The sequence below is a fragment of the Pseudomonas sp. MD195_PC81_125 genome (assembly GCF_014060985.1).
Lineage (GTDB): Bacteria > Pseudomonadota > Gammaproteobacteria > Pseudomonadales > Pseudomonadaceae > Aquipseudomonas > Aquipseudomonas parakoreensis.
On the sequence record NZ_JABULD010000740.1, the window covers coordinates 1 to 1088 of the forward strand.

Consider the following 1088-nt stretch of genomic DNA (forward strand, 5'->3'; position numbering starts at 1 on the left):
CTTGAAGGGCTCGCCTACGACCTGAAAGGCGACCGCCTGTTTGTGACCAAGGAGCGAGATCCTCGCCAATTGCTGGAAGTGAGCGGCCTTCGTGCCAGCCTGGCCGGAGGCTTTTCCTTGCACGTGCGTGACCTGTCCAGCCTGGTAAAAGACAAGGTGTTTGCGACTGACCTGTCTTCAGTCGTCTTCGATCAACAGAGCGGCCATCTGATATTGCTCAGCGACGAGTCGAAACTGCTGATTGAAATGACCGACGAGGGCAAGGTGGTGAGTTTCCGCTCCCTGGCGAGAGGTTTTGCTGGTTTGCTGAAAGGCATACCCCAGGCCGAAGGCGTAACCATCGACAATGAAGGGTATTTGTACGTGGTCAGCGAGCCGAACCTGTTCTATCGCTTCACCCGTGAACCAGATTGACCAGTCAACAAGCTACAGTCGGGCGTGATCGTGGCGCTTGAAGTGGTGGTCTACGATTTTTGCCGAATTCAGTGGGCTCCCCATCAGGGCCTAGTTGGGCCCTGGTTTCAGAGGGAGTGCGGTGACCTTACCGTTGGCAACCGCCTTCAGCTGAATCATCTCGAATATTAGTCGCTGGTTAACCGAAGCCAGCCGAGCTACCTCCGCTAAAAGCTGATCATTCTCTGCACGGAGCACCCTGTTCTTTTCTTTCTCGCTCATCAACGCTTGATGCTTAGAGTCTCGCTGGGCTCGCACCGACTTGCCAACGATGTTGCGAATCCTTTCCGCTATGCTTGGGTAAGTGTTATGGATGAGTCCCGGAGTCACACCTGCGGCACGGGCAACGGATGTGATGGAAAGCTTTTCGTCACCAGCAATTAGATCGTCGACGACCTTGTTGAGCGCGGCGAGTGTCTTCGACCTGGAGCGAATAGGAGAGTCAGGGCCCACCGCCTGTCTAGTCATTTGCCGCCTCCTCCATTTCCTCAACTGGAGAAAGGCCAAGGCTGGTAATTACATCTAGTGCAACCTGCAAGTCGCGTTCTGCGCGCTGCCTAACAGCGGGGCCTGCATCCTCAATTTTTATCAGCTCTCGCTGTTGAATGTAGATGTCCTGCCAAGTGCTGGCCAAG

Annotated in this window: 2 protein-coding genes; one reads left to right on the plus strand and one right to left on the minus strand. The window is 54.9% G+C overall.

All coding sequences use genetic code 11. The features are described from left to right. A partial coding sequence (locus tag HT737_RS28685; RefSeq protein WP_182404507.1) for an SdiA-regulated domain-containing protein occupies positions 1-414 on the plus strand: 414 nt, incomplete at its 5' end. Positions 415-504: 90 nt separating this feature from the next. Here the strand turns inward: HT737_RS28685 and HT737_RS28690 are convergent. Further along, positions 505-921 (minus strand): hypothetical protein, encoded by a 417-nt coding sequence (locus HT737_RS28690; protein ID WP_004574005.1) that lies wholly within the window; start codon positions 919-921, stop codon positions 505-507. Positions 922-1088 lie beyond the last annotated feature (167 nt).

Excerpts from the sequence above, each read along its gene's own strand:
- HT737_RS28690 (WP_004574005.1), bottom strand. The coding sequence starts at position 921 with ATGACTAGACAGGCGGTGGGCCCTGACTCTCCTATTCGCTCCAGGTCG.